We start from the raw sequence: 26,569 nt of genomic DNA, 5'->3' as shown, positions 1-26,569 counted from the left end.
AACGGAAGATATGGTCCACCTGCTCTTGCGTGAACCCCGCGAAGGTTTGTTGGGCTTGCTTGACTCGGGCGACTAGCTCATTGAGCTCCTTGAGGTTGGTTACTGCCATGATGTTGCTCCACGATGAAAAAAAACAATCCGGCAATCCAGCTATCCACCATCACTATAGACAAGGGGATTGCCGCATTAGTTTTCATCGATCGGGGATGGCCTGTATTTACAGATACAAACTGCCATGGCAGATCAGAACGTAGGATTCTACGCAGACCACCATGGCGCTGACTATGCATAAGATCAAATTAACTGCTGGTAAATTGTGCGAATTTCCAATTTATCCATGACTCGCGGATTGTTATCAAGCAGCCGGGTGACCTTGGCTGCCCCCTCGACCAATGTATCCAGATCAGCTTCCGTGATATTCCAGCGCTTGAGATCGGCCGGGATTTCCAGATCCCGGTTCAGAGCGAACAGTTCATCGATCATGGCGTTGGCGGCGACTTTCGGGGAGAGCTTGTCCACCTCCAACCCCCATGGCAATCGCCATGTCCTGGAATTTTTCTTCGTTGCCGTTCGTGTTGAAACGCATTACGTAGGGCAGCAGGATGGCATTCGATACGCCATGCGGCATGCGGTATTTGCCGCCCTGTAGCTACTTCTCACATTGCTGGTTACACCGATGGTGCAATCAATGCAATCGGTGAGCATTGCGTGGAAAACATTGTGGCCGCTTTGGCCAAGAAGGAAAGACCACTAAACGTAATGAACGGATTGTAATTTGCGCTTGTCCGGGCAAGCACTTGCCCGCCATAAAAAATCGCCTGGCCGTTATCCACACGCCAGGCGATTTTCATTGGAAATGAAATCCCGAATCAGAACGGAATATCGTCCTCAAAATCATCAAACTTGTTGGCGGGCTTGGCTGCTGCCTGCGCCGGGGCCTGGCGTGCTGCCGGGGCGGCTTGAGGGGCCGGGCTGTATTCCTGGTTATAGTCGTTTGAATCGGCTTGTCCGCCGCCCTGGCCTCGGCCGCTGAGCATCTGCATCTGATCCGCGATGATTTCCGTACTGTAACGATCTGCGCCGGTATTTTTGTCCTGCCACTTGCGTGTCTGCAGGCGGCCTTCCACATACACGGCGGAGCCTTTTTTCAGGTATTGGGCAGCAATTTCAGCCAGCTTGCCGTACATCACGATATTGTGCCATTCGGTGCGCTCCTGCTTCTGGCCGGCCTTGTCGGTAAAGCGATCCGTGGTGGCGATGCTGAAGTTGCAAACGGCGCCACCTGATGGCAGGTAGCGGTTTTCAGGGTCGCGGCCCAGATTGCCAATCAGCAGAACCTTGTTCAGTGATGCCATATCAATATGTCTCCTCAATCAGTTTTTTGGCGCTGGCTTCATCCCAGCCATCCTGCAGGACTTTCAGCAGCACCACACGTTCTTCAATCAGTACAACGGCTTCGGTTACACCGTCGATTTCCCGCAGTTTAGCAGAGAGCCAGCCAGCATCGCCTGCCCATTGCTCATCGAGATGGAAGAGCCGGGTTTTAACCGGCCTGGGGGCTTGCATGCCCAACGCCAGCCAGAACCAGACTCCCATCAGCACCGCGCAGAAAATGAATACCGGAGTAGTGCCCCATCGATGGTAAATCAAGCCGGCCAGGGCTGAACCGGCGAACATGCTGAGCGACTGGCAGGTGTTGTATACCCCCATGGCCGTGCCTTTGGCAGCGACGGGTGCAATCTTGGAAATCAGTGAAGGCTGGGTCGCTTCCAGGATATTGAAAGCGATAAAGTACAAAGCCAGCCACAGCACGATACTGCCAAGATGGGGCAGCCAGAATGCCATGCCGATCTGTGCAAACAGCATCAGGCCAATGGCAAAACAGAATACCCCTTTGAGGTGATGCTTCTTTTCACCGACGATCACCGCCGGGATCATCAGCACAAATCCGCCCAGTACCACCGGCAGATAGACTTGCCAGTGATGCTGCAGATCCAGGCCGCCAGTCCGGGTCAGGATCAGCGGCATGATGGTAAACATCGCCATCTGGGCGGCGTGCAGGGCAAACACCCCGTAATTGAGCCGCTGCAGCTGCGGGTTGCGCAAAACGACAGGCAGGCGCGCCTGGCTTGCTTCTGCATCCGAATGAAAGCGCACAACGACCGGATCGGGCACATAGTATTGAACCGCCAGCATGGCGATCACCGTCAATCCGGCCGTCAGCCAGAAAATACCGGGCAGCCCGATCCAGCCAGCCAGCTTTGGGGCCAATACCAGCGATACGGCAAACGAGGTGGCAATCGATCCGCCGATCATCGCCATGGCACGTGTGCGGTGTTCTTCGCGCGTCAGATCCGCGAGCAAGGCCGTCACGGCAGCGGAAATGGCACCGGCGCCCTGCACGGCTCGCCCGAGGATCAGCCAGCCAATATGGTCGGCGAGCGCACAGATCAGGCTACCGACCAGAAACAGCAACAGGCCTAGGTAGATCACAGGTTTGCGACCGATGCGATCAGACCACATGCCCATGGGGAGCTGCAGCAGGGCCTGGGTCAACCCGAATGCGCCGAATGCCAGACCAACCAGGGTGTAATTTCCGCCCCCCGGCATGGCAGCGGCATGCACGGCAAACACCGGCAGAATAAGGAACATGCCCAGCATGCGCAGGGCATACAGACCAGCCAGGCCGGTAGCCGCCCGTAATTCGAGTGGATTCACGGGGTTCCCGGCTTACATCAGCACGACATCGTACTGCTCTTGGGTATAGGCATTTTCGACCTGCAGATAGATCGGCTTGCCGATAAAGTCCGCCAGCTCAGCCAAGCTGGTCGATTCTTCATCCAGCAGCATGTCGATCACATTCTGTGCCGCCAGAATGCGGTATTCGCGCGCATTGAACTGGCGTGCCTCGCGCAGAATTTCACGCAGAATTTCATAGCAAACCGTCTGCGCAGTCTTGATCTCGCCCCGACTCTGACAGGTAGGGCATGGCTCGCACAGCACGTGCGCCAGGCTTTCGCGCGTGCGCTTGCGCGTAATCTCGACCAGACCCAGCGTGGTGAAGCCCGATACCGTGATCTTGGTGCGATCGCTGGCCAGCGCTTTCTGCAACTCGTCCAGCACGGCCCGGCGGTGGTCTTCGTTATCCATGTCGATGAAATCGACAATGATGATCCCGCCCAGGTTACGCAGCCGCAACTGCCGCGCGATCACATGGGTGGCTTCCAGGTTGGTCTTGAAGATGGTGTCATCGAAATTGCGATGCCCAACGAAGCCGCCGGTATTCACATCGATCGTGGTCATGGCTTCGGTCTGATCCATGATCAGATACCCGCCGAACTTCAGATTGACACGGCGCGACAGGGCTTTTTCGATTTCCGCCTCAATGGCATACAACTCGAACAACGGCCGCTCACCGGTGTAATGCTTCACCCGCGGCAACACATCCGCCACGAACTGTTCGGCGAATTCGATCATGCGCTGGAAATTTTCGCGCGAATCGACCAGCACCTGTTCGGTGTCGGCCGTCACGATATCGCGCAGCACGCGCAATTGCAGGGAAAGATCCTGGAACAACAGCGATTGCGCCGGCAAGGTTTGCGCCTTTTGCTGGATATCCTTCCAGATCAGGGTCAGATACTCGATATCGGCCTTGAGCTCTTCATCGGTGGCATGCTCGGCCGAAGTGCGGATGATATAGCCCTGATGCGCGCCTTCAACCAGCTTGCCCAAGCGGCTACGCAGCGATTCGCGATCGCCATCATCCTCGATGCGCTGCGAGATGCCGATATGGCTTTCCTGCGGCAACAGCACCAGAAAACGCCCGGCAATGCTGATCTGCGTGGAAAGACGCGCGCCTTTGGTGCCGATCGGATCCTTGATCACCTGCACCAGTACAGTCTGGCCCTCATGCACGATACGCTCGATCCGCTGCGGCTCATTCGGATGCTGGCGCTGTTCGATCACGTCAGCGATATGCAGAAAGGCCGCACGCTCCAGACCGATTTCGATAAACGCCGACTGCATACCGGGTAAAACGCGCTTGACCACGCCCAGATAGATATTGCCGACGATGCCGCGTTGTGCGCTACGTTCAATGTGCAGATCCTGCACCACTCCGTCGGTAATGGCGGCAACCCGGGTTTCGCGCGGCGTGACGTTGACGAGAATCTGTTCTTTCATAATTACGCTCAGTGCATCAACGGCAAGGCGAGATCGAGAAGTTCATCCCAGACTTCCCCTTCGCCGATACCTTTGTTGAGTTCATCGATACGCGCGGCATGTGCAAGCGCCTTGCGCAATTTGCCTGCCGTCATGCGCGGCAAGGACTGTTCAATCAGTTTCTGCTTTTCGCCCCAGACCCGGTATTCCTTGAACAATTGGGCCAGCGGTATCTTTTCGCTGCGCCCCTTGCCGATCCGGTACAAGGTACGCAACTCCTCGGCCAGTGCCCACAGCACCAGATGCGGCGCTTCACCTTCGGCACGCAAGCCATCCAGCATGCGCGAAAAGCGCGCGGCATCGCCCTCCAGCAAGGCAGCGCCCAACTGAAATACATCATAGCGCGCCACGTTGCTAATCGCGGACTGCAAGTCGGCAAAAGCGATTTCGCCTTCCGGATACAGCAGTGCCAGTTTCTGAATTTCCTGATGCGCTGCCAGCAAATTGCCTTCGACGCGGTCGACCAGAAAATCCATCGCCTCGGCTCCGAGTCTTTGCTTCTGCGACTGCAGACGGGCATTGATCCATGCCGGCAATTGATGCCGCTCAATCGTACGCGCTTCGATCACTTCACCCGCCGCCGCCAGCGCACTGAACCACTTGCTATTGAGCGCAGTGCGATCGAGCTTGGGCAATGTGATCAGATACAGGGTATCCGGGGCCAGATCCTTGGCTTGAGCTTCCAGAACCTTGGCACCTTCCACACCCGGTTTTCCGGTCGGAATACGCAAGTCGATCAGTTTTTTCTCGGCAAACAGCGAAAAAGAGTTGCCGGACATGGCCAGGCGCGACCAATCAAAACCACTCTCTACCGTCAGCACTTCGCGTTCGGTATAGCCGGCCTTGCGCGCCTGATCGCGAATCAGTTGCGCCGCTTCCAGCGCCAGCAAAGTCTCATCGCCATGAATCACATAGAGTGGAGCCAGACCACGCGCAAGCGCACGCGGCAAGTCATCCGGTTTCACGGCTGCTGCGCCTTTTTAACCATGGCGCTGACCCGGCGCAACAGCGGCTGCATCACATCCCGCTGCATGTCGCGCAGCAGGGTGGCTTCTTCGGATTCCTTGCTCAGCACGCTGTTTTCGTTCCACGACAACATGCGCGAGGCTGCCACCGAGCCTTCTTCCAGCACGGTTTCACCTTTGTAACTGGCCGAGAAGCGGATACGGTAGTTCAGGCGATATTCCGCCACGCGGCCGCTATTGTTTACGCTGAACACATCCTTGCTGTATTGCTCATCCAGAACGCGGATCACCGTTTCGGCACTGCCCTGGTTGACCAACTGCACGCCGCGGTAATTGGCCAGGTAATCGCGCAAATACTTGGCTGCCACGCCCTCGCCCTGAATCTGCACCTGATTGAACGATAGCGCGCCGGCCCCATCCATGCCGCGCAGATGAAAGCCGCAAGCGGTCAGAACCAGGCTCAGGAACAAGGTGAGAAAAATACGCATGGCAGCTCCCGGTCAAGCCACGATATTGACAAGACGTCCCGGCACCACGATGACCTTCTTCGGTGTGCCCGTCACGAATTTCTGCACGTTTTCATCTGCCAGCGCGGCGGCTTCGATCGCCTCCTTGCTCGCATCCTTGGCCACCTTGATCTGGCCGCGCAGCTTGCCGTTCACCTGTACCACCAGTTCGATTTCATCCTGCACCAGCGCGGCCGGATCAACCTTGGGCCAAGGCTGATCGATGATGTCGCTGCCCGGTTTCAGTTCGTTCCAGAGGGCATCGGCAATATGCGGCACGATTGGCGACAGCAACAGGGTCACCGTCTCCAGCGCTTCTTGCGCCACGGCACGACCGGCAGCGCTCGTCAGATCAGTCTTGGCATAGGCATTCAGGAATTCCATTACCGCTGCAATCGCGGTATTGAACTGCTGGCGACGGCCATAGTCGTCCGCCACCTTCTGGATCAGGTGATGCAACTGGAAGCGCAGCGCCTTGAGTTCGGCAGTCAGCTCACCGCCCGCATAGGCCGGTACGATGCCGGCGCTGATATGGTCGTGCGCGAGTTTCCAGACACGGCGCAGGAAGCGGTACGAACCTTCCACGGCCGAATCGGACCATTCCAGCGTCATTTCCGGCGGCGCGGTAAACATCATGAACAGGCGTGCGGTATCGGCACCGTATTTTTCGATCAGCGCCTGCGGGTCGATCCCGTTGCGCTTGGATTTCGACATCGTGCCGATGCCCTGATAGTCGACCGGCTGACCATCAAGCTTCGACTTGACCGACAGTACACGACCCTTCTCGTCGGTCTCGGCCTCGACCTCTTCCGGCGCGAAATATTCGATGCCACCCTTGTCGGTACGGCGCGAGAAGATATGGTTGAGCACCATGCCTTGCGTAAGCAGGCGCTGGAACGGCTCGTCGCACTCCACCAGGCCCAGATCGCGCATGACCTTGTTCCAGAAGCGCGAATACAAGAGGTGGAGGATCGCGTGTTCGATACCGCCGATGTACTGGTCGACCGGCATCCAGTAATTGGCACGCGCATCCAGCATGGCATTGGCGTTATCCGGGCTGGCATAGCGGGCGTAATACCAGCTCGAATCAACAAAGGTATCCATCGTGTCAGTTTCGCGGCGTGCCGGCTTGCCGCATTTCGGACAAGTGCACTTGAGGAAGTCATCACGCTTCAAGAGCGGGTTGCCCGAGCCATCCGGCACGCAATCTTCCGGCAACTTCACCGGCAGTTGGTCATCGGGAACAGGCACGGTACCGCAGTCGTCGCAATGAATCAGCGGAATCGGGCAGCCCCAGTAACGCTGGCGGGAAATACCCCAGTCACGCAGGCGCCATTGCACTTTCTTGTCGCCGGCCTCCCTAGCTTTCAGATCAGCGGCGATGGCATCGATGGCGGCTGTGTAGTTCAGTCCGTCATACTTGCCGGAATTCACGCAGACGCCATCCTTGGCACCGTACCATTCCTGCCAGGCATCTGTGCTGAAGGTGTTGTCGCCGACCTGGATCACCTGCTTGATCGGCAGGTCGTATTTCTTGGCAAAGGCAAAATCGCGCTCGTCATGCGAGGGCACCGCCATCACGGCGCCATCGCCATAGCTCATCAGCACATAATTGCCGACCCAGATTTCAACTTGTTCACCAGTCAGCGGATGCGTCACGAACAGACCGGTCGGCAAGCCTTCCTTCTCCATGGTGGCCATATCGGCTTCCATGACCGAACCACTCTTGCACTTCTGGATAAAGGCAGCCAGTTCGGGGTTGTTCTTGGCGGCATGCGTGGCAATCGGGTGCTCGGCAGCCACGGCGCAGAAGGTCACGCCCATGATGGTGTCGGCGCGCGTGGTGAATACCCACAGCTTGCCTTCACCGATCAGCGCGCCGGATTCATCCTTGATATCGTGCGGGAAGGCAAAGCGCACGCCTGTGCTCTTGCCGATCCAGTTGGCCTGCATCAGCTTGACGCGCTCCGGCCAGTTTTCCAGCTTGTCCAGATCGCCCAGGAGCTCTTCAGCGTACTGGGTAATGCCAAGGTAATAGCCAGGAATTTCGCGCTTTTCCACCGGTGCGCCAGTACGCCAGCCACGGCCGTCGATCACCTGCTCGTTGGCCAGCACAGTCTGGTCAACCGGATCCCAATTCACGACTTGCGTCTTCTTGTAGGCAATGCCCTTCTCGAGCATGCGCAGGAACATCCACTGGTTCCACTTGTAGTAATCCGGGCTGCAGGTGGCAATCTCACGATCCCAATCGATGGCAAAACCCAGCGATTTCAGCTGCATGCGCATGTAATCGATGTTGTCCCAGGTCCACTTGGCCGGCGGCACCTTGTTGGCAATCGCGGCGTTTTCAGCCGGCAGGCCGAAAGCATCCCAGCCCATCGGCTGCAGCACGTTGTAGCCCTGCATCTTGTGGTAGCGGCTCAGGACATCGCCAATCGTGTAGTTGCGCACATGCCCCATGTGCAGCTTGCCGGATGGGTACGGGAACATGCACAGGCAGTAATACTTGGGCTTGCTGGCATCTTCGATGGCCTTGAAAACCTGGTTCTTTTCCCACTTTTGCTGGGCAACGGATTCGATGGCGGAGGGGGTGTAGTGTTCCTGCATGATGGAATCGCTAAGGGGCTTGTTTGCAAACGGGCAATTATAGCGTGCCAGCGTGCCATTCAGCGTTTTTCTACAGATCAATATCTTCCCGGCCCTGTTGCCTGAACGTAGTACTCCCGCCACAAATAACAATAAATGAAATTTATTTGTAATTTTGAAGTAGGTTTACTATCAATCTTGTGAACAGATCAAAAAGGAAGCAAATGATGAAGAGACAACTCGGTTTTACACTGGTGGAGCTGGCCATCGTGCTGGTGGTAATCGGGCTGATCATGGGCATGGCATTCAAGGGGCGTGACCTGATCGACAGCGCGAAGGTCAGAAATGCGCAAGCGCAATACAACAAGATTGCCGCTGCATTCAATGTCTATCAGGAAAAATACGGCAGCCACCCCGGCGATGGCTGGACTGCAGCTCCCGGCACATCAGTGACCGGTGCAAGCGGTTTGCGCAACGGCTTGCTGGATTCCGCCACCGAAACCGCTGCTGCGATCTCGGTCTTGCAAAATTCAGGCCTCCTGGCACAGGCAGATCTGCAGAACGCATTCAACGGCAACTGGAGCATCTCCAACGCCACAGGCGCCACCCACTTTGATGCCGGCATCAACTACCTGACAGCCGGCGGCATCGGCAACAGCGTGGTCGATGTGCGTTTTGTCTGCCAACTTGACCGGATCATGGATGACGGCGCACCGGAGACCGGCTTTGTCCGCAGCAGCGTCAATACCGGCAGTGAAGCCACCAATGATTATGACGGCAACGTAGATTGCTGGGGAAGATCGGGCCTGGCCAGCCTGGGCATGCGCATCCTTCCCTGAGAACCGATCACGATCTCGACGCGAGGCCGTGATCAGGACTCATGTTCCGCGCAAAATCAGCACCTACACACTCCGGCCTTTTGCGCAGCGCTTCGACCTGCAAACGGATTTTGGAAACTCAGGCCTCGCGGGCATGCAAAATCTCGCGCAACACACTCAGGGTCACGCCCTTGCGTCGGGAAAGCGCCAGTTCATTAGCCTGCGCCAGCAAGGCATACAGGGAGGCCAGATCACGCGGCGCGTGGCGCAACAGATAATCGGCCAGCTCACCCGAGAGCTCGAACCCCAATTGGCGCGCACGCGTCTGCATGGCCTGGATTTTGTCTGTATCAGACAAGGACTTGAGCTGATACACCAGCCCCCAGCCCAGGCGTGTCGCCAGATCCGGCAAAATCGGCAATAACATCGGCGGCAGGGTACCGCTGGCCAGCAACCCACCGCTACCGGCGCGCAGGGTATTAAAATGCGCAAACAACTTTTCCTGCCCATCGCGATCAAGTGCTTCGACATTATCGACTGCCAGCAAGGCATCCGGCGCCATCTCATCCGGCAACTGCCGGGCCTCGGCATTGATCAGCAGACCCGCGCCACGCCGCGCCGCAGCGGCCAGCAAATGACTTTTGCCACTGCCAGGCTCACCCCACAAATAAAGGAAGCGCACATGCGCAGCACGGTTGGCCCACTCATTGAGCTGAAACAGCAGTTCCGCATTTTCGCCAGGTGAGAAATCGGTGAAGGGTTCGGGATCGGGCAAGGCCAGATCGAGAATGAGTTGCTTCAAGACGCGTCACTTCCCTTCACGCCGGTCTTGCCGGCACGGTAGTAACGGCTGTACTGATACTGGCACACAGCATGGCGGAATCCCACCAACAGCACTGCCGCCATGGGCAATGCCAGCAACACGCCGATGAATCCAAACAGCTGGCCGAACGCCATCAGCGCAAAGATCACCGCAACCGGATGCAGGCCGATGCGCTCACCCACCAGCTTGGGGGTAATCAGGTTGGATTCCAGCATCTGGCCAATCAGAAACACCAGCAAGGTCGGCCACACGCTGATCAGTGAATCAAACTGGGTAAAAGCGCTGATCACCCCTAGCAACAAACCGAGGGTGGCTCCGACATAGGGAATGAAGGTCAGCAATCCGGAAATCAGCCCGACTGGCAAGGCGGCCTGCAGGCCCACCAGCCACAAACCGGCGGAATAGATCACGGCCATCACCAGCATGACGGTCAGTTGCCCGCGCAGGAACTGACCCAGCACATCATCCACCTCTGCCAATAAATGCCTGATCCGGGCCAGATAACGCGGCGGAACCAGCTGCAACACGCGCGGCGTAATATCCACGGCATCACGCAACAGGTAGAAAAATACGACGGGGGTCAGTACAAAATTGGCCAGCCATTGCATCACGGCCCCGCCCTGCGCGCTCAGGCTTTTGAGCACTGCTGGCATGGCTGCCTTGAGGCTGTCGCTGTTTTGTGCCAGCAAATCCTTGAGGTGCGCGATATCAAAGACAAAATCCACACCAAGCAGCGATTGCAGACGTGGCAGCCAGCTTGACTGCGCCAGCGTAAACAGCACGACCAAGCCGTCATAGAGCGCTCGCAACTGCTGGAACAGCAAAGGCAACAGTACCAGGAGAAATGCAACACCCAGCAGCATCAGACCAAGCATTACCAGAATAGCCGCCACATTCGCATTCAAGCCGCGCCGCAGCAGCCATGCCTGTGCCGGGTGGCAGATATAGGTCAGCAGGATCGCCGCCACAAACGGCGTCAGGATGGGCAGCAAACTGTATCCAAGCCAGCCCAGCAGGACGAGGGCCGCCCCCAGAACCCACCACATGGCGGGGGACGAGCGTCGGGCAAGTGGGCTTTTCATGGCGGGATACGGTAAAATCGCGTTTTTTCAAGGATGTGCCGATTCTAGCGCATCCGGCAAACCTGCACGAGGAACCCATGACTGCTCCCAGCCTTTCCTACCGCGATGCCGGCGTTGATATCGACGCGGGCGATCAACTGGTCGAGAACATCAAACCCTTTGCCAAACGGACCATGCGTCCGGAAGTCCTTGGCGGCTTGGGCGGGTTTGGCGCCATGGTGGAAATCTCCAAGAAATACAAAGAGCCCGTGCTGGTATCCGGCACCGATGGCGTGGGTACCAAGCTCAAGCTGGCATTCGAACTCAAACGCCACGATACCGTCGGTATCGATCTGGTGGCCATGAGCGTGAACGACATCCTGGTCCAGGGTGCCGAACCGTTGTTTTTCCTCGATTATTTTGCCTGCGGCAAGCTCGATGTACCGGCAGCAACCGAAGTGATCAAGGGCATTGCCACCGGTTGCGAACAGGCCGGCTGCGCACTGATCGGCGGCGAAACGGCCGAGATGCCGGGAATGTACCCGATCGGCGAATACGATCTGGCCGGCTTTGCCGTGGGCGTGGTGGAAAAATCGCAGATCATTACCGGCAAGACCATCCAGCCGGGTGATGTGGTGCTGGGCCTTGCCTCAAACGGTGCCCATTCCAACGGCTATTCGCTTGTACGCAAGATCCTGCACTTGGCCGAGGCCGACTACACGGCAGAATTCGACAATGGCAAATCGCTGGCCGATGTCGTGATGGCACCGACCCGTATCTACGTGAAACCGCTGCTCAAACTCATGCAAACCCTGCCGGTCAAGGGCATGGCACACATCACCGGTGGCGGCATCAGCGAGAACGTACCGCGCGTGCTGCCGGAAAATACAGTCGCCCAGATCGATGCCAAGAGCTGGACCATGCCCAAGCTGTTCCAGTGGCTGCAGGAAAAAGGTGGCGTGGCGCAAAGCGAGATGTACCGCACCTTCAACTGCGGCATCGGCATGGTCGTGATTGTTGCGGCCGAGCATGCCGCACAGGCCACCGCGCTGCTGCAGGCCGAAGGCGAAACGGTTTACACCATCGGCGCCATTCGCGCACGCGTGGGCGATGAGCATCAGACACAAGTTCAGTGATCGGGTGAACGCGTGAACGGGTAAGGATGTCTCAACCTGTTCACGCGTTCACAGCTTCACTCATTCACTGGTTCCCATGAAAAACATCGTCATCCTGATTTCCGGTCGGGGCAGCAACATGCAGGCCATCGTGCAAGCTGGCATACCCGGCGCACGCATTGCTGCGGTGATTTCCAACCGTCCGGATGCTGCCGGCCTGGCTTGGGCACAAACGCAGGGTATCCCCACGGTTGCGCTTGATCACAAGCAGTTCGCCGGCAGGGAAGCCTTTGATCAAGCCCTGGCCGCTGCCATCGACGAATTCCAGCCTGATCTGGTTGTGCTGGCCGGCTATATGCGGATTCTCACCACGCCCTTTGTCGAGCACTATGCCGGCCGCATGATGAATATCCATCCGTCATTGCTGCCCGCATTTACCGGCCTGCATACCCATGCCCGCGCCATTGAAACCGGCGTGAAGATCACCGGCTGTACCGTGCACTTCGTGACACCGGAACTCGACCATGGGCCGATCATTGCCCAAGCCGCCGTACCCGTGCTGGATGACGATACGCCCGACACGCTGGCAGAACGTATCCTGCAACAGGAACATTGCATCTATCCGCAAGCCGTGCGCTGGTTCATTGAAGGCCGGCTGCAAGTGGTTGATGGCCAGGTTCGCCTGTCTGCTGCCAGCAGGCAAGGCGATGCCCTGCGCTGTCCCTCGGCCTGATCAATGCAGTTGCGGCTTTGGCTTCGTCGCACGCTGTGGGGCGCATTGATTGTCTCGCTGCTCGTGCATCTTGGCGGAATTTTCAGCGAAGAAATCTATTACTGGGTTACCCAGCCGGAATTCGAGCAAACCGAGCTGAAGCAGCCGAGCCAACAGCTGAAAGCCATGTCGCTGGATGAGGCCGCACAAACTGAACTGGCGGGCATTACCCCACCGGATACGCTGGAAGTACGGCTGCGCCCTCCTGCGGCCAAGCAACCATCAAGCAAACCAGTCAGAGCGACCCCGAAATCCGCACCCAGAACTCGCCCGCTTCCGCCCGTAGCCAGCGTCGTTGACGAAGCGTCAACCATTGCTGCCAGGATCGAAACAAGTGCACCTGATCCGGTTGCCGCCAGCGAGCCTGCAGCCCCGCCCGCCAGCGCGACACCGGCAGTCGTGGCAGTCGCCAGCGCCCCTCGGGAACAACCTGTCTCGCAGCCCGATACCGCACCGTTGCGCTACCCCAGCGAGCTGGATATCACCTATGTCTACGGCATCATTCCTGCCCGCATGACCTGGAAAATCCACAATGGGCAGTATGATTTGCGCCTGGAGGGCGGATTCCTGGGCAAATCACGCACCTTCCTGAGTCACGGGAAAGTGGATCGGCATGGCGTCAGGCCGGATAGATTTCAGGAGTATCGCGATGGTAAAGATGAACCGCGCTACCAGATCGACTTTGATTGGACCGCCATGACAGCGGAAGTCGGTGAACCGGGCAAACGCAAGATTGAACCGTTGGCCAACGGCGACCAGGATATCTTTTCGACCGCCTTCCATATCGGCCTGATCGGCGGCAACCAGTCCGAGCATCGCTTTGCCATCTTTTCGGGCCGGCGCAAATACGAAAATGCCGTGTTGCGCGTGATGGGCGAAGCCCAGTTGCGGTTGGGACAAAAGGAAGTCACCGCCCTGCTGCTGCGCGGCGAATGGGATGACCGGCGCGCCGATTTCTGGCTCGCTCCGGAGTGGCACAATATCCCGGTACGCATCACCTTCACCATGAAGGAACTGGAACTCGACATCTGGGCCAATGACATCACCATCGAGGGCAAAAAGGTACTCGAATGGGTCAGGCCGGGTAGCACGCAAACGAAGAGAACACGCGATCACAGCAGCAACAGATAATCGCCCTTGCACGAACAGCCTTATATATCCAACAGGAACACCATGAATCAGATCCAGCTTTCCGCCATCATCGAAGTACTTGCCTCGGTCTTGGGCTTTACCAGTCCGGCAGATGCCGTGATTTCGCGCCATTTTCGCGATAACCGCAAACTCGGCAGCAATGATCGCCGCATCGTTGCAGAAACCGTCTTCAGCATTCTGCGCCACCTGCCGCAAATCGAATGGCTGATCGGCACCCTGCCCAGCCCGCGCCAGATCCTGCTGGCCTGGTTCATTGGCATTGAACGCCGCAACCTGCGCGAATTGCCAGCGGTCTTCAATGAAGATGACCGGCAATATGCCAGTCAACTCAAGGCCAGATCCCTCAAGGATGCCCCACTGGCAGTGCGTGCCGCCCTGCCGCAATGGGTTGCCGACGCGCTGCAAGCCAGTGGAATGCAAGATGACGAGCTGTTGGCGCTGGGCCGAGCCTTGCTCGAATCGGCCCCGCTTGACCTGCGCATGAACACGCTCAAGGCCAAAGATCGCGACATCATTATCGATCGCCTGTCAGCGGCCGGCATCGACGCCGCCCCGACACCCTACTCGCCTTGGGGCTTGCGCGTACAAGGCAAACCGCCGATCAACAAAACCAAGGTTTTTGATGAAGGCCTGATTGAAGTGCAAGACGAAGGCAGCCAGTTGCTGGGCTTGCTGGCAGCTCCACGTCGTGGCCAGATGGTGGCAGATTTCTGCGCTGGTGCAGGCGGCAAAACACTGCTGTTGGGTGCCATGATGCAATCCTCCGGTCGCTTGTATGCCTTTGATGTATCCGAAAAACGCCTGGCCAACCTTAAACCGCGACTGGCCCGTTCCGGTCTATCCAATGTACAGCCGCAACTCATCACGTCCGAGCATGACCAGAAAATCAAGCGCCTGGCTGGCAAGATGGATGTGGTTCTGGTCGACGCCCCCTGCTCGGGGCTGGGAACCTTGCGCCGCAATCCCGACCTGAAATACCGCCAGAGTGCCGACAGCGTGGCCGAGCTCAACACCAAGCAAGCAAGCATCCTCGCGTCCGCCGCCCGGCTGGTGAAAAGTGGCGGCAAGCTGGTATATGCCACCTGCAGCCTGCTGCAGGCCGAGAATGAAGCCATCGTGGAAAGCTTTCTTGCCGCCAACCCTGATTTCAGCCTGTGCGATGCGCGCGAACTGTTACCGGAAGCGCTTGCCAGCACACTTGAGGGCCCACTGCTGAAATTGCAGCCACACAAGCACGGCACGGATGGTTTCTTCGCAGCAGCCATGCAACGGCAATAACCAACACGAAAATTAAAATTAACTTACAAACAAGTAATATTCTTGCAAATTGTGATAAATTGATTCCGCACAATTTGCAAGGATTTACTGATGGTCCTTTCATTCCGTCTTGGTCTGACTAGCTGTGTTTTCCTGGCTTTGCTGGCTGGTTGCAGCAGCACCGCCAGTCATCTGGCCAGGCAGGATCAACATCTGTTCGCCCCGCCGGCATCATCCGCACCCGTTGCGGCCGACAGCAAGCAGCTCGACGCGGTAGCCACACGGGCAACATCTCCCGCCAGCATCGCGACGGCCACCTACAGCATTTCGGTCAACAAACTGCCAGTGCATGAGCTGCTGTTCGCGCTGGCACGCGATGCCAATATCAATGCCGATATTCATCCTGCCCTGCAGGGCAAGGTCACGCTGACAGCAATCAACCAGCCTCTGGAAAAAATCCTGGCGCGCATCGCCAGACAAGTCGACCTGCGCTGGCAAATCCAGGATGCCACCCTGCATGTCGAACCGGATACGCCCTACCTGAAAGCCTATCAGGTCGATTATCTGACACTGGCACGCACAACCAGAATCCATACCGGCATTGCCAATTCCATATCGCCGACAGGCAAACAGAGTGGGCTAGCCAGCAGCAACAGCTCCAGTACCGAGATTCGCGCCAGCAGTGAGCACACCTTCTGGAAAAGGCTTGAGCGGAATCTGCATGAGCTGCTGACTGAACGCATTGAAACCGATGCGCAATCGGCAATCGACAAGGAAGTCACTCCGGCCACAGAGCCGGCGCAACAAAATCCGGCAGAAACTGCCATGCCCGATTCGGCCACCGCCACGAGTGCAGCACCAACCGGCAAGCAGTCTGCCAGCAATCTGATCATGCATCCGGAATCGGGGGTGATCATGGTGCATGCATCGCAAAGGCAACACGCGAAGGTGGCGGAATTCCTGGAGCGGGTGGGCTTGGCATCGTTGCGCCAAATCATGCTGGAAGCCACGGTGGTCGAGGTCTCTCTTTCGGACCAATACCAGGCCGGTATTGACTGGAGCCGTATTGCCCAAGGTAGTAACTGGTCGCTGACACAAACCCTGACTGGCGCAGCGTTGGGAAGTAATTCCCCACTCGGCATGATCGGCTACGACAACGGTCTGTTTCGTGCCACGCTCAAATTGCTGGAGCAATTCGGTCGTACGCGGGTGCTTTCCAGCCCGCGCATCATGGCACTGAACAATCAGACCGCCGTGATGAAGGTCGTCGATGAGCAGGTTTATTTCCGTCTTTCGATTGAGGAAGACAAAAATGAAGCCGGCAATATTGTCAGCCGCACCTACACCAGCGAACTGCATACGGTGCCGGTGGGCTTGGTCATGCAGGTCACGCCGCAAATCAGCAGCACCAACCAGATCATGCTCAATGTCCGGCCCACCATTACCAATATCAGCAGTTATGCGGAAGATCCGGCCGTTGCCATTGTTTCAGCTACCAGCGATCTGGGTGTCAAAAGCCTGGTACCCAATCTGCAGGTACGCGAGTTTGATTCGACACTGGCTATCCCCAGTGGACAGATCGCAATGCTCGGCGGGCTGATCCAGGACAAGCAGATCAACCAGCGCAATGGCCTTCCCGGCTTGTCGCGCCTGCCTTTCATCGGCGATCTGTTCAGTTATCGCGAAGACACGGTTCAAAAAATTGAACTGGTCGTTTTCATCAAGCCGGTAGCGGTCATGGCCGGAACATCGTTTGCTGCGCAACATGGCATGCTGCCCAAGCAGGATTTTTTCGCCAAGTCTGCCGATCATGCACTCTCGGCCTGGCATAGCGGCAATCCGCCAGCGGCCTCCCAGGGCCCGCAGCCATGAGCAGCATGGCGCCAGCAATACTGGCAAGCATGCCCCGGCAACGCTTGGGCGAATGGCTGATCGAACAGGGCATGATCACGGCAGATCAGCTGCACATCGCCCTGCTCGAACAAAAACGCAACTACCGGATGCTGGGCCGGATTCTGGTTGCGTTCGGCTTTGTTTCCGAGACCATCTTGCGCGATGGCCTTGCCACGCTGCTGGGCAGGCAAAGTATCGATCTTGCCCAAGTACAGGCGCCAGCATCGGCGCTGGCCCTGATCCCCAAAAAACTGGTGAGCCAATGGCTGGCATTTCCGCTGGCGCATGATCCGGCCTTGCAAAAACTCACGCTGGCCGTGGCAGACCCCAACAACCTGATGATGCTGGATCACATCCGCCAGCATCTCGGACACAGACTGACACTGGATTTGCGCGTCGCCAGCGAAGCAGATATTTCCCAAGCCATCGACCGGCATTATGGGGTTGAACTGTCCATCGACGGCATCCTGCAGGAAATCGAAACCGCGCAGGCGGTCGGATCAAACCCGGGTGGTGAACCTGCCCAGCCGGTGATTCGGCTGATTGATGCACTGCTGGCCGATGCCATCGCACGCCAGGCCTCCGACATCCATTTCGAGCCAGAGCAGGGCTTCGTGCGCATCCGTTACCGGATCGACGGGGTACTGCAACCGATCCGCTCCCTGCACAAGAACTGCTGGCCAGCCATGATTGTTCGGCTCAAGGTCATGGCTGGCATGAATATCGCGGAAAATCGCAGTCCACAGGACGGGCACATCGACCTCACACTGGCCGGACGTCAGCTTGACTTCCGCGCCTCGATCCAGCCGACACTCTGGGGCGAGAATTTTGTGCTGCGCATTCTGGATCGCTACAAGGGCCTGGTTCCCCTGAGCGGGCTCGGCTTGCAACCGGAACAGTTGCAGCGTCTGCAGCGCATGCTGGCCAGGCCCTATGGCATTCTGCTTGTCACCGGCCCGACCGGCGCCGGGAAAACCACCACCCTGTATTCGATTCTTGGTCATATCAACTCCCCCGGCATCAACATCATGACGCTGGAAGATCCGGTCGAATATCCCCTGCCCTGGATACGCCAGACCTCGATCAATGACACGGTAAAAATGGATTTCGGCTCAGGCATCCGTTCCATGCTGCGGCAAGATCCGGATGTCATCCTGATCGGCGAAATCCGCGATCATGAAACCGCCGAGATGGCCCTGCGTGCAGCCATGACCGGCCATCAGGTCCATGCCACGCTGCACACGCAGTCCGCCATCGGTGCCATCGCTCGCCTGCAAAACCTTGGCATCGCTCCCGAAATGCTCGCCGGCAACCTGACTGGCATCATTGCCCAGCGTCTGGTGCGCAAACTCTGCCAACATTGTCGCGAAGCCATCCCTGTCGATGCCCATGCACGCCAAGTACTCGGACTGCCGCTCCAGGCCAGCCCACAACTGTATGGGGCACGGGGCTGCCAGCACTGCAATCACAGCGGCTATCGCGGCCGTTTTGCCATCATGGAATCACTGCCGCTAAATCCGGAGCTCGATGCCTTGCTGGCGAATCGCGCCTCCGCCGCCCATCTGCTGCAGGCAGCTAAAAACCAGGGATTTCGCAGTCTGATCGACGATGCGCGTCATCGCATTCTGCAAGGCGATACTTCACTGGAAGAGGCGGCTCGCGTAATTGACCTCACCGCGGGAGCCTGCTGATGCTGTTTCGTTACCGCGCTGCCGACAGCAGCGGTCATATTCAACGAGGCACGCTGGAAGCAGCCAGTCTTGCCGAGCTGGAATGGCGACTGTGCCAACAGCAGTTGCTGCTGATCCGCGCACGCAGATGCCTGCTGCAGCGCCATATCGTTCGGAACACCTTGCAGCGGCGCGATCTGATCGACTTTTGTTTTCATCTGGAGCAGTTGATACAGGCAGGCATTCCGTTGATCGATGGATTGCAGGATTTGCGTGATCACGCCAGCCAACCGCAGTTGCGTGCAATCGTGGCCGGCATCCTGGCCGACGTGGAAGGCGGCAAAACCATGTCGCAAGCGCTCGCTGCCTATCCCGGGATATTCGATTGCGTTTTCGTGCAGCTGGTTCGGGCCGGCGAATGCAGCGGAACATTGCCGCAAATCCTGCGAGAACTGGTCGATGCATTGAAATGGCAGGATGAGCTGGCCGCACAGATGCGCAAGATTTTGCTCTACCCCGCTTTTGTCGGCGTACTGGTCGGCGGGGTCCTGATTTTTCTGCTGCTGGTTGTGCTGCCGCAACTGGTGGTTTTTGTGCAGGAAATGGGGCAGCAACTGCCGTGGGGAACCCGACTCCTGGTCAGCGTATCGACATGGCTTCGGCACCATGGCTGGCTGATCTTGCCGGGCCTGATCCTGGCTGGCATCACCCTGCATCAATGCTGGCGACGGCATCCGGGACTGCGTCGCCGGATCGACGGAGCTATCCTGCATCTGCCATTGATCGGCCAGATTCTGCACAAAATCATTCTGGCCCGTTTTGCCCGGATCTTCGCCATGCTCTATGCCGCAGGCATTCCGATTCTCGATTGCCTGCACATATCTGCCGGACTTTCTGGCAACAGCCGGATCAGCGACACCCTGCAGCAACTGTCTGGACGCATTGCCGCAGGCACACCGCTGTCGGCAGGCTTCCGGCAGGCAGGGCTCTTTCCTGCACTGACACTGCGCATGCTGCATATCGGCGAAACGACAGGCGCGCTAGATACCGCCCTGCATAACGTCGCCTATTTCTATGGCCGGGATGTGCGCGAATCGATTGCCTCAATCCAGGTGCTGATCGAGCCTGTGCTGATCGTCGTATTGGGGCTGATGCTCGCCGGCATCATGTCCGCCGTGCTGGGGCCCATTTTTGACACCATCGGGGCGATTCGATGAAAAGCCATCAATGGTGCCTGTGGCTTGGGACAACCGATCTGCGCATAATCGGAATCAACGGCACGCATGTTGATCTGATCTTTCATTGCCCGCTTGATGCTGGCACCCTGCCTGCGTTGCAAAATTGGGCCGGCCAGCAAGGCAATTTCACCTTCCATCTGTTACTCGATCTACCGGAAGAATTCCGGCTGGAATCACTGCCGCCAGTGCGAGGCAAAGACCGACAGATCCTGCTCGATCGCCGGCTGCAGCAACTTTTCCCATCCACCCGCTATCGGCATGCACGAATCTGCCCGACCAAGAACGGGCAGCAGTCGGCACTGCTGAGCACATTGACTGACTGCAGCTGGGTCGACCGGATCACCGGTTTATTGCAACAGTGTGGTGGTGTGCTGGCTGGCATCCATTCCGTAGCACTGGCACTGGCAGAACTGCTGTTCACAACCAGCCCGCCCACTTCGCCCAATCTGTTGCTGGCGATCGATGCTGGCAATACCCTGTACCAGGCATTGCTGGAAAATGATGGCGTAGCCTACGTTCGCCGTTGCGTTTTGCCGGATCGGCATGGGCAGGAGCGGGCTACCGGCATTGCCGAGGAAACCCGTCAGCTCAGCCAATATCTGGCAACGTTGCAGCGATCCGCCAGCACCGCGCAGCCTGCCATCACCCTGCTGGCAGAATCCGGTGATGAACACGTGGCTGCCATTGTTCAACAGCTAAGCCTATTGCAGGGATTTGCCCGCTGCCAGGTTATCTCGACGCAAGCGCTGACGAAGCGGCTGCACCTCCCGCAACAGGCCTCCTGGCAGGCACTGCTGATGCTTGCAGCAGGCCATGGCAAGCTGCACAACCACTATGCACCAGCTGCCACGCTTGGTCGCCATCGCCTTTATCAAAAGCGGCATGTCCTGCAAGCAAGCACGCTGTTCATTGCCCTGATCATTCTGGCACTCACCTTTCCAACTGTTGCCCAACTGCGCGATCAGCACAACGCGCTGGAATCAGACCAACACACCCTGGAGACACTGCTTGCCAGGCAAGCCAGCCAACCGCGACAGGAAAGCCAGGCACCCCAAGCCCTGCAGGAAAGGCTACAGCTTTATCGGCAATATCTGCAGGCATGGCCGGATCCGGAGCAGACCGCACAGCAGGTGAGCCAGTATCTGGATGAGCTGGCCACATTGAAACTGCAACAATATCGCTGGCAAACCAGCAACACCCCCACACTGCCAGACGAATCAGCGGCGGCATCAATGCCATCTGCATTGCCCTCTCCGGCGGCCTGTTGCTGGCAGATCATCGATCTGGACGGCACTGCCGATCTGCAGGATTACCGCCTTGCCCTAGCAGAGTTGGCACAACTGCTGCAGCGGCTGAAAACACTGGAGCGCAGCCAGGTCCGCCTGCGCAACCCCCTGATCAGCCTGGATGGGCAAAGCCAGCTCAGCAGCGATGTACTGGCCGCGTCATCGGCAGCATTTGGCATCCGCATTGTTATCGCCCCGATGCGGGATAGCCGGCCATGACTGCCGCCAGCATCCGCCCGGTCTGGATTGACCTGGCGCATCTGCTGCGCTGGCCGGCTTTGGCCTTGCTGCTGGCTACGTTGTGCTGGGGCGGTGCAACAGCCGGTTCATACTATCTGGCCGTGCAACAGCACGATCTGCAGCAACAATTGACTACGCTTCGGACATCCCTGCAGACACAAACAGCCACGCATTCGCGGTTGCAAGACGAACAGCGGCTTATGCACATCCTGCAGAAGGATGGGCTGTTGCAGCGGCAAGAAGATCGCATGGCCTGGCTGCATGGGTTGATGCTTATCCAGCAAGACCATCCGCAGATCCGCTATCGCATCGGGGTGCAGCACCCATTTCCGGGCGCAGGCCAAGCAGGCAGGCGCACCTTGCTGCTTACGCCCCTGAACCTGCAGCTGCCCACTCGCCATGAACCGGCCTTTTCGGTCCTGCACCAGCGGGTGCAATCCCTGCCTGACAAGCCCTTGCCGCTACGTTGGCAACTGAAGCGCACCGATCATGGACTTGAGGCCGACTGCGACTATGGCTGGATCATGTTCGACATGCCCATCGACCCAGGAGAACGGTTGCCATGAGCAAGTGGCTATCTCTTGTCATCTTGCTGTTCAGCCTTGAAATCCGGGCGGAATGGAAAACACTGTTTTATTCTCCGGCACAACGCGCGGCCATGGATCGACCTGCATCCATGCCTGAGCAAACTTACCGCTTCGATGGTGAACTGCGCAGCAGCAAGGGCAGCACTATCCGCTGGGTCAACGGAACAGCACAAACCCGCCATGATTTGCCGCTTGGCATTCGCCCGGGTGATCGCTGGACAGTACAAGCCGGTACGTCCGGGCAAACCGACCGCTGAACATGGCTCAACGCGGCGCTGTCATCCTGCTACTGTTGCTGGGGCTGAGCACCGGGCTGGCTCTGCTGTTGATGGCAGTACAGGGGCAAACCCGCAGCCGCCAGCTGGCCCAGTCCGCAGCACGAACAACGCGCTCGCTGGCAGAGGCAAAACAGGCCCTGATGGCCTGGTCGCTTTCACACAAATCGACCATTTACAACCACGGCCGCCCGGGAGAACTGCCTTGCCCTGATCTCCATGCGCCCGACAGTGAAGATGCCGGCTGGGCAGGCAGCAATGACGATGCCAGCTGCGAAACTGCAATACGCCGTACCGGTCGCCTGCCTTGGAAAACACTGGGCCTACCCAGGCTGCTTGATGGCAGTGGCGAGACCCTGTGGTACACGGTAAGCACCCCGTTTCACGATAGCGACAATAGTGCGCTGAACCCCGACACCCCTGTTGCCATGCCTATGCGCGCCCATACTGGCTTCGGCACAAGCTATCCGGCTGCCGTCGCATTGGTTTTTGCCCCGGGCAGCATATTGCCCACTCAATCGCGCGACACCCTGGCCGCACAACTGGACGTACGCAATTACCTCGACAAACATGGCCCATATGACAATACCGGCCTCACCTCATCCAGCCGTTTCCGTAACGGCCCGGTATTCGATGGAACGACACTGGTTCTGAATGACCAGCTGGTCACGATCAGTGTCGATGAGCTGCTGCCCAAAGTCATGCAGCGGGTACTCCTGGAATACCCGCAGATGCTGCGTCGCCAATACCCGACTCCGCCATATCCTCCAGCACAGGAGGGCAGTTGTGATGGCACACCGCCGGCCGACGACGAAGAAGGCAGCGATACCAACTGGCTCACGCGCAACCAATGGGAACAATGGCTGAGCTACCGCTGCAGCAATTTGTCAGTCAGAGCAAAGCCAACCGGGGGGAGTGTGAACCCATGAAACAAGCAACCGGATTTACCCTGGTAGAACTCAGTCTGGCGCTGATCATCGTCGGCCTGGTGCTCAGCGGCATGCTGGGGGCATACCGTAACCAGCTTGAAGCCAACCGCATTCGGGAAACCCGGCAGGCACTGGCAGATATCCGCGAAGCACTGTTTGGCTTCACGCTCGGACATGGGCACCTGCCCTGCCCGGCAGATCCGACCCTTGCCAGCGCCAGCCCCGGGGCAGGCGTTGAATCCCGCACGGCGGCAGGTCAGTGCACACGCGTGGAGGGCGTGCTTCCCTGGGCCACGCTTGGTCTGAAAGAGCTTGATGTCTGGGGTGGTCGCTTCAGCTACCGCATTACCGACTATTTTGCCGATACCAACCACACCACGATTGGCGCGGGCTCATCCTGCGCGCCAGCCGCCGACCTTGCCATTTCGTTTGCGGTTTGTTCCAGCGGAGACATCACGATTCTGAGCCAGCCCGGCACGCTTGGCGTGCCTACCAGCGTTGCGGTCTTTGTCTCTCACGGCAAGAATCTGCAGGGGTCTTATGGTCCACAAGGCGGCACACGATCCGCCGGCAGCACCGGTGCAGAGTTTGAAAACGCCAACGAAGATACTGTCTTTATCAGCCAGCCATTCGTCAATCAAATAAATGAATCATCCTCTGTAAACTATGATGATTTGGTCGAGTGGATTCCAGCCAGTTTGCTGATCGGGAAAATGGTTGAGGCAAAACGGTTGCCTTGATTGTCTGACCCAGATCAAAAGATAGAGCAAACCTATCAAACAGTTGGGAAAGATCAATTAGATTGATCAAAAAGATTGCTTTACAGTCACATCCATCGACGAACAACACGCGTTCTTCGAATCAAGCAATAGTCACCACAACCAGGAGAAAACCAGCATGAGTTCCTTGATCAATACCACCATCAAGTCCTTCAACGCCACTGCCTACCACAATGGCAAATTTGTCCAGGTAAGCGATGCCGACCTGAAAGGCAAATGGTCCGTGGTGTTCTTCTACCCGGCCGATTTCACCTTCGTCTGCCCGACCGAACTGGGTGATCTGGCCGATCTGTATCCGGAATTCCAGAAGCTGGGCGTGGAATGCTACTCGGTTTCCACCGACACCCATTTCACCCACAAGGCATGGCATGATGCTTCGGACACCATCAAGAAGATCCATTACCCGATGATCGGTGACCCGACCGGCGTGATCACCCGCAACTTCGATGTGATGATCGAATCCGAAGGCCTGGCACTGCGCGGCACTTTCGTGATCAACCCGGAAGGCGAGATCAAGGTTGCCGAAATCCACGATCTGGGCATTGGCCGCGATGCCAAGGAATTGCTGCGCAAGGTGCAGGCTGCCCAGTATGTAGCCTCCCATCCGGGTGAAGTTTGCCCGGCCAAGTGGACCCCGGGTGAAGCCACTCTGGCTCCGTCGCTGGATCTGGTCGGCAAGATCTAATCTACTGAACAACGGTGGCGGAAACACGGGTTTCCTGCCACCGGGTTGCAGCGCAAAAGCGCCAGCCATTAACCTGTCTGGCGCTTTTTCATTGCAATCCCTTTTGCCAAAGGACGAATACCATGCTCGACAGCAACATCAAGACCCAGTTGAAGGCGTATCTCGAAAAGCTCGTCAATCCGATCGAGCTGGTTGCCACACTGGATAACAGCAGCAAAGCCGCAGAAATACGTGAATTGCTGCAAGACATTGCCAGCCTCTCCGACAAGGTCAGCATGCGCGAGAATGGCGATGCCACCCTCAAGCCATCCTTCGCGATTGCCCGCCCCGGCGATGCTGCGCGCGTGCATTTCGCCGGTATTCCGATGGGGCATGAATTCACTTCGCTGGTACTGGCCCTGCTGCAAGTCAGCGGCTATCCACCCAAAGTGGAAGCCGAACTGATCGAACAGATCAAGTCCTTGCCCGGAAGCCTGCGCTTCGAGACCTTCATCTCGCTTTCCTGCCACAATTGCCCGGACGTAGTGCAGGCGCTCAACCTGATGGCCGTGCTGAATCCGAATATCAGCAGCACCATGATCGATGGCGCGGTGTTCCAGCAGGAAGTCGAGGCACGCAAGATCATGGCCGTACCGACCGTCTTCGTGAATGGCGAACATTTTGGCCAGGGCCGCATGACGCTGGAAGAAATCCTCGCCAAGGTCGATACCGGTGCCAGTGCGCGTGAAGCCGAAAAGCTGTCGGCCAAGGAAGTCTTCGATGTTCTGGTTGTCGGTGGCGGCCCTGCCGGCTCGGCTGCAGCCATCTACGCGGCACGCAAAGGTATCCGCACCGGCGTGGTGGCAGAGCGCTTCGGCGGCCAGGTGCTCGATACCCTGGGCATCGAGAACTTCATCTCAGTCAAGGAAACCGAAGGCCCCAAGCTGGCCATGGCGCTGGAACAGCATGTCAAGACTTACGAAGTGGACATCATGAACCTGCAACGCGCCGAGGCGCTGGTGCCGGGTGAGGTGGGTGAACCACATCGCATCAAACTAGCCAACGGTGCCGAACTGAAGAGCAAGACCGTTATCCTTGCTACCGGGGCGCGCTGGCGTGAAATGAATGTGCCGGGAGAGAAGGAATACAAGGCCAAGGGTGTTTGCTTCTGCCCGCACTGCGATGGTCCGCTGTTCAAGGGCAAGCGCGTGGCCGTGATCGGCGGAGGCAACTCGGGCGTGGAAGCAGCCATTGATCTGGCCGGCATCGTTGCCCATGTCACCCTGATTGAATTCGACAGCGTGCTGCGTGCCGATGCCGTGCTGCAGGCCAAGCTCTACAGCCTGCCGAACGTCACGGTCATCAAGAGCGCACAGACCACCGAGGTCAGCGGCGATGGCCAGAAGGTGACCGGCCTGTTCTACAAGGATCGTAACAGTGGCGATACGCACTGGATCGAACTGGAAGGTATCTTCGTACAGATCGGCCTGTTGCCAAACACAGACTGGCTGAAGGGAACGATCAAGCTTTCTGCGCGCGGGGAAATCGAAATCGACGCCAAAGGGCAAACTTCGTTGCCGGGGGTATTTGCAGCCGGTGATTCCACCACGGTGCCGTACAAGCAGATCATCATTGCCATGGGTGAAGGTGCAAAAGCCAGCCTGAGCGCGTTTGATCACCTGATCAGAACGTCGGCGCCGAAATAAACGTCACGCCAACATCCGTCACACGA

24 protein-coding genes and 2 pseudogenes are annotated in these 26,569 nt (G+C 57.8%); 15 read left to right on the top strand and 11 right to left on the bottom strand.

What is annotated here, in order from left to right:
• Positions 1-294: 294 nt before the first annotated feature.
• The 9 genes and pseudogenes from AC0KVQ_RS12590 to leuS form a co-directional block, all read right to left on the bottom strand.
• A pseudogene (locus AC0KVQ_RS12590) lies at positions 295-552 on the bottom strand (hypothetical protein); the annotation flags it as partial.
• A gap of 28 nt (positions 553-580) precedes the next feature.
• Positions 581-634: pseudogene (locus AC0KVQ_RS12585) on the bottom strand (hypothetical protein); the annotation flags it as partial.
• Positions 635-668: 34 nt separating this feature from the next.
• Positions 669-851 carry a hypothetical protein gene (locus tag AC0KVQ_RS12580; RefSeq protein WP_473421510.1) on the bottom strand — a complete coding sequence of 61 codons (183 nt, stop codon included), beginning with the start codon at positions 849-851 and terminating at the stop codon, positions 669-671.
• Between the two features lie 18 nt (positions 852-869).
• On the bottom strand, positions 870-1,355 hold the full coding sequence (locus AC0KVQ_RS12575) for a single-stranded DNA-binding protein (protein ID WP_473421509.1): 486 nt from the start codon (positions 1,353-1,355) through the stop codon (positions 870-872).
• A gap of 1 nt (position 1,356) precedes the next feature.
• A complete protein-coding gene (locus AC0KVQ_RS12570) occupies positions 1,357-2,718 on the bottom strand; it encodes an MFS transporter (protein ID WP_473421508.1) in 1,362 nt (453 codons plus the stop codon).
• Between the two features lie 12 nt (positions 2,719-2,730).
• Positions 2,731-4,182: a ribonuclease G gene (gene rng / locus AC0KVQ_RS12565; protein ID WP_473421507.1), complete on the bottom strand. Its 1,452-nt coding sequence runs from the start codon at positions 4,180-4,182 to the stop codon at positions 2,731-2,733.
• An 8-nt stretch (positions 4,183-4,190) separates the two neighbouring features.
• The gene (gene holA, locus AC0KVQ_RS12560) at positions 4,191-5,186 is read right to left on the bottom strand and encodes a DNA polymerase III subunit delta (RefSeq protein ID WP_473421506.1); all 996 of its coding nucleotides are present in this window, start codon (positions 5,184-5,186) and stop codon (positions 4,191-4,193) included.
• The gene (locus AC0KVQ_RS12555; RefSeq protein WP_473421505.1) at positions 5,183-5,674 is read right to left on the bottom strand and encodes an LPS-assembly lipoprotein LptE; all 492 of its coding nucleotides are present in this window, start codon (positions 5,672-5,674) and stop codon (positions 5,183-5,185) included. Before AC0KVQ_RS12555 ends, holA begins: the two co-directional genes overlap by 4 nt.
• Positions 5,675-5,686: 12 nt before the next feature.
• Positions 5,687-8,299 (bottom strand): leucine--tRNA ligase, encoded by a 2,613-nt coding sequence (gene leuS / locus AC0KVQ_RS12550; RefSeq protein ID WP_473421504.1) that lies wholly within the window; start codon positions 8,297-8,299, stop codon positions 5,687-5,689.
• A gap of 203 nt (positions 8,300-8,502) precedes the next feature.
• On the opposite strand from leuS, the gene AC0KVQ_RS12545 reads away from it, so the two are divergent.
• Positions 8,503-9,117 (top strand): type II secretion system protein, encoded by a 615-nt coding sequence (locus AC0KVQ_RS12545; RefSeq protein ID WP_473421503.1) that lies wholly within the window; start codon positions 8,503-8,505, stop codon positions 9,115-9,117.
• A 118-nt stretch (positions 9,118-9,235) separates the two neighbouring features.
• Here AC0KVQ_RS12545 and hda read toward each other — a convergent pair whose 3' ends face one another.
• Entirely contained in the window at positions 9,236-9,898 is a 663-nt protein-coding gene (hda, locus tag AC0KVQ_RS12540; protein WP_473421502.1) for a DnaA regulatory inactivator Hda, read from the bottom strand.
• Positions 9,895-11,001, bottom strand: coding sequence for an AI-2E family transporter (locus AC0KVQ_RS12535; RefSeq protein WP_473421501.1), 1,107 nt, complete (start codon positions 10,999-11,001; stop codon positions 9,895-9,897). The genes hda and AC0KVQ_RS12535 overlap by 4 nt, the downstream gene beginning before the upstream one ends.
• Positions 11,002-11,078: 77 nt before the next feature.
• On the opposite strand from AC0KVQ_RS12535, the gene purM reads away from it, so the two are divergent.
• The 14 genes from purM to ahpF all read left to right on the top strand — a co-directional run bounded on the left by purM (position 11,079) and on the right by ahpF (position 26,543).
• A complete protein-coding gene (gene purM, locus AC0KVQ_RS12530; protein ID WP_473421500.1) occupies positions 11,079-12,116 on the top strand; it encodes a phosphoribosylformylglycinamidine cyclo-ligase in 1,038 nt (345 codons plus the stop codon).
• A 76-nt stretch (positions 12,117-12,192) separates the two neighbouring features.
• Complete coding sequence (purN, locus tag AC0KVQ_RS12525; protein WP_473421499.1) at positions 12,193-12,828, top strand: phosphoribosylglycinamide formyltransferase; 636 nt, start codon at positions 12,193-12,195, stop codon at positions 12,826-12,828.
• Positions 12,829-12,831: 3 nt separating this feature from the next.
• Positions 12,832-13,998, top strand: coding sequence for a DUF3108 domain-containing protein (locus AC0KVQ_RS12520; protein WP_473421498.1), 1,167 nt, complete (start codon positions 12,832-12,834; stop codon positions 13,996-13,998).
• A 42-nt stretch (positions 13,999-14,040) separates the two neighbouring features.
• Entirely contained in the window at positions 14,041-15,297 is a 1,257-nt protein-coding gene (locus AC0KVQ_RS12515) for an RsmB/NOP family class I SAM-dependent RNA methyltransferase (protein WP_473421497.1), read from the top strand.
• A gap of 90 nt (positions 15,298-15,387) precedes the next feature.
• Positions 15,388-17,148: a type II secretion system protein GspD gene (locus tag AC0KVQ_RS12510; RefSeq protein WP_473421496.1), complete on the top strand. Its 1,761-nt coding sequence runs from the start codon at positions 15,388-15,390 to the stop codon at positions 17,146-17,148.
• A 5-nt stretch (positions 17,149-17,153) separates the two neighbouring features.
• On the top strand, positions 17,154-18,860 hold the full coding sequence (locus AC0KVQ_RS12505) for a GspE/PulE family protein (RefSeq protein WP_473421495.1): 1,707 nt from the start codon (positions 17,154-17,156) through the stop codon (positions 18,858-18,860).
• A complete protein-coding gene (locus tag AC0KVQ_RS12500; RefSeq protein ID WP_473421494.1) occupies positions 18,860-20,056 on the top strand; it encodes a type II secretion system F family protein in 1,197 nt (398 codons plus the stop codon). Before AC0KVQ_RS12505 ends, AC0KVQ_RS12500 begins: the two co-directional genes overlap by 1 nt.
• On the top strand, positions 20,053-21,582 hold the full coding sequence (locus AC0KVQ_RS12495; RefSeq protein WP_473421493.1) for a hypothetical protein: 1,530 nt from the start codon (positions 20,053-20,055) through the stop codon (positions 21,580-21,582). The genes AC0KVQ_RS12500 and AC0KVQ_RS12495 overlap by 4 nt, the downstream gene beginning before the upstream one ends.
• Positions 21,579-22,169, top strand: a complete 591-nt coding sequence (locus AC0KVQ_RS12490; protein WP_473421492.1) for a hypothetical protein — start codon at positions 21,579-21,581, stop codon at positions 22,167-22,169. Before AC0KVQ_RS12495 ends, AC0KVQ_RS12490 begins: the two co-directional genes overlap by 4 nt.
• Positions 22,166-22,447, top strand: coding sequence for a hypothetical protein (locus tag AC0KVQ_RS12485; RefSeq protein WP_473421491.1), 282 nt, complete (start codon positions 22,166-22,168; stop codon positions 22,445-22,447). Before AC0KVQ_RS12490 ends, AC0KVQ_RS12485 begins: the two co-directional genes overlap by 4 nt.
• A 2-nt stretch (positions 22,448-22,449) precedes the next feature.
• Positions 22,450-23,394 (top strand): hypothetical protein, encoded by a 945-nt coding sequence (locus AC0KVQ_RS12480; RefSeq protein ID WP_473421490.1) that lies wholly within the window; start codon positions 22,450-22,452, stop codon positions 23,392-23,394.
• Positions 23,391-24,134 (top strand): type II secretion system protein, encoded by a 744-nt coding sequence (locus AC0KVQ_RS12475; RefSeq protein ID WP_473421489.1) that lies wholly within the window; start codon positions 23,391-23,393, stop codon positions 24,132-24,134. The genes AC0KVQ_RS12480 and AC0KVQ_RS12475 overlap by 4 nt, the downstream gene beginning before the upstream one ends.
• Before the next feature lie 157 nt (positions 24,135-24,291).
• Positions 24,292-24,858, top strand: coding sequence for an alkyl hydroperoxide reductase subunit C (ahpC, locus tag AC0KVQ_RS12470; RefSeq protein ID WP_473421488.1), 567 nt, complete (start codon positions 24,292-24,294; stop codon positions 24,856-24,858).
• Positions 24,859-24,980: 122 nt separating this feature from the next.
• Positions 24,981-26,543, top strand: coding sequence for an alkyl hydroperoxide reductase subunit F (gene ahpF, locus AC0KVQ_RS12465; protein WP_473421487.1), 1,563 nt, complete (start codon positions 24,981-24,983; stop codon positions 26,541-26,543).
• Positions 26,544-26,569 lie beyond the last annotated feature (26 nt).

It is taken from the genome of Formivibrio sp. oc-25, from assembly GCF_055810895.1.
This window is presented reverse-complemented; position numbering and strand designations above follow the sequence as displayed.